Annotated in this window: 2 protein-coding genes; both read right to left on the bottom strand. The window is 57.5% G+C overall.

Translation table 11 applies throughout. The features are described from left to right. Positions 1-196 precede the first annotated feature (196 nt). On the bottom strand, positions 197-1168 hold the full coding sequence (locus ABX749_RS28625; protein WP_372899042.1) for a DUF1186 domain-containing protein: 972 nt from the start codon (positions 1166-1168) through the stop codon (positions 197-199). A gap of 140 nt (positions 1169-1308) precedes the next feature. Further along, positions 1309-2511: a glycosyltransferase gene (locus ABX749_RS28620; RefSeq protein WP_372899041.1), complete on the bottom strand. Its 1203-nt coding sequence runs from the start codon at positions 2509-2511 to the stop codon at positions 1309-1311. Positions 2512-2730: the final 219 nt, after the last annotated feature.

Below are 2730 nucleotides of genomic sequence, written 5' to 3'. Positions count from 1 at the left end.
GATCGGCGGCGGACGATTAAGGAGAAGGAGGTCCATGGTACGTTCATGAGTGTTGGTGTGCAGGCTTTAGCCGCCCACTGTCGCTGCGTGGCAGCGACCGGGAATCGCCGAAAGGCTAAGCACACCACTTATGACCGTGCCTTCTCGGATGGGAGTCCTTCTGCTCGTCTGTATCGTTTGCTGGTGGCAGGTCGCGTTAGCCCCTCGACTTCAGTCGACAACAATTTTTATATTTCTTCCCACTTCCGCATGAACAAGGATCGTTGCGTCCGGGCGTTTTATCGGTATTCCGAATGGTCCCGACGGGCGGGCGCGGAGCATCGTTCGTCGTCATAGAAATCGGGACGGCTCGAGGCTTTGTGACGGACGGTTGTGGAACTGAATTATTCGGTCGGTTTGTCGGGCGGAAACAGGCCCACCCGCTCAGTTCCTCCGCGACATCAAACTCTAATGGCGGCATTTCATCTGAGTCGCGGATCAAGTTTTCGTCAAAACCGTTTAGTGTTTCCTCAACCTCTTCCTGTGACACGATCCCCTCACTGACCATCCCCGACGCATAGGCTCGCCGAATGGTTTCCAGGGATGCCGGCATGCCAAAATTGGCCAACTCCATACAGAGACCGGCATTCAGCTCGTCGCAGGGGAATTCAATCAATCGATTCAGGTGTCGCTCGAGCCTCTCGGCGCCTTCTTCGCGACTCAGTCGTCCTCGCCGGAACAGCAAGAAATAGGTGCAGGCCAACGACCATCGCACGTACTCGTACAGGTCCTGGTTTTCGATCAGCTGTCCGATTTGATCGAAATCAGTACCGATCAGTTTGACGATCAGCCGTTGCAAATCGTCGTGGATCAGATCACCGAGCAGCGAATCGATGGCTTCTTGCGGCAATGAAATCGCGTCGATGACTGCCGGCAGGGCGCGCGCGTCACCGATGGCACTGAGCAAGCTAAAAGCGAAGCATGCACCATTTGTTTCGATCGTGATCCCCTTCGACGCGTTTTCCGTTTCGGCTCGCAGGATTTCGATCAATCCGGGGACCACGGATTCGCCGCGAGATTGGAGTTCACGCAGCAGGGGTTTTGGCAGAACGTCCATGGGGACGTTTCTCAGTTCGTCTAGCAGCTCCGCATCTGTCTTGCTTTCCAGGCTGGATGTTGCAGCGTCCACGATTCGCTCAATCCTTGTTTCAATGTCTCGATGGGTTATTCATGTCCGCATTGTGTAGCACATCGGCATCCAGCCAAAGACCTGGAAGCAGGTGACGCTTGAAAATGCCTTTCGTGTTGTTGGTGTATTTCGTGGTTCGACTACTCGCCGTCATCTCTCACCACTGACGTATTATGTTGTGATAGATGAGTCGGAGTGTGCGCTGGTGATAGCAGCATTTCGATCTGTTGGGTGATTGCGTCTGGGTGATGGTCGGAGTCGACCAGGCGCTGCGCTGCGAGTCGTTGTCGTTCGGCTTGCTGGGGGTTGGCTGTGAATTGCAGGATCGCTTGGGCGAGTGACGGCGGATCACCGGGTTCGGCCCAGAAGGCCGTCGGGGAGTCGTGCTGCAATTCAATGGTTCCTCCGGCGCGTGTCGCGATCACCGGTGTGCCGAGCGCCATCGCTTCCAACACCACGTTCGGCATGCCTTCGAATCGGGACGGCAACACCAACGCGTCGGCGGCGTTGATCTCCGCCGCCGCACCGGCGAGGCTGCCGACGAATTGAATCTGATCAGCTAAACCGAGTAATCGGGAGCGTGACTCCAATTCGCGACGCAGCGGGCCGTCGCCGATCATCCGCACGGTCCAGGGGGAACGCGTCGCGGGCCACTGCGATTTCGCGATCGCCAACGCATCGATCAAATCGGCATGCCCTTTCTCCTCGGTCATCCGTCCGACGCAGACCAACACGGTTTGATCATGGGACCGTTGTGTTGGCGTGCCGGCGGACTTGCGAAGGTTTGCCACATCGACCGGATTCTTGACCACAATAACGCTGTCCGTGGCCAGGCCGTAGTAGGATTCCCCCGACAGCGCGGCTTGTCGGCTGACGGCGACGACCACGTCCGCACGGCGATAGGCCTCCGCCAGCCGCCGACGCTTGAGTGCGACGAAGCGTTTTTCGACCAGCGGTAGCGCCAAATGCGGTGGGCTGACAATCGTCGAAACCCTGCGAATGCCGACTGCCGCTTTGCCGGCGATCAATGTCATGTGAAACGTCCGATCGTAAACGACGTCGATCTTGTGGTCGCGAATCACGCCGCGCAAAAATGCGGTCTGTCGACGAAGTTGTCGGCCGGGGAAATAGACGCCACCGGAATCCGGGCAGGTGTCAAAGGAATGGATCGGGACATCCGACGGAACCTGATCCAGGAATTCACCTGCCGCTTCGGTCAAGTAGAGATGCGGTTCGAACCGCGATCGATCCAGCGATTGCGAAAGCAGCAACACCTGCCGTTCGCTGCCGCCGCCGCGCATCGAGCTGACCATCAACAAGACTCGTTTGCGCTGATTCGGCATGCGGTTTCCATTTCTCGTTTGAAAACGTGGCGTACGCTTCCAGCTTGCGATTTACGCTTGATGGCAAGCTGGAGGCTTGCGATTCAGGCGAATTGGCAAGCTGTCAGCGTGCCCCACTGTTTATCGTTTCACGTCGATCCAGACCAGTCGGTGATCGCTGGCTTTGATCCACGTGCTCTGTGGGTCATCGCCGGTCGGCCAGAACACCCCGCTGTCGAT

This window comes from Stieleria sp. (genome assembly GCF_041595215.1).
Lineage (GTDB): Bacteria > Planctomycetota > Planctomycetia > Pirellulales > Pirellulaceae > Stieleria > Stieleria magnilauensis.
This window is presented reverse-complemented; position numbering and strand designations above follow the sequence as displayed.

Excerpts from the sequence above, each read along its gene's own strand:
- ABX749_RS28620 (WP_372899041.1), bottom strand. The coding sequence starts at position 2,511 with ATGCCGAATCAGCGCAAACGAGTCTTGTTGATGGTCAGCTCGATGCGC.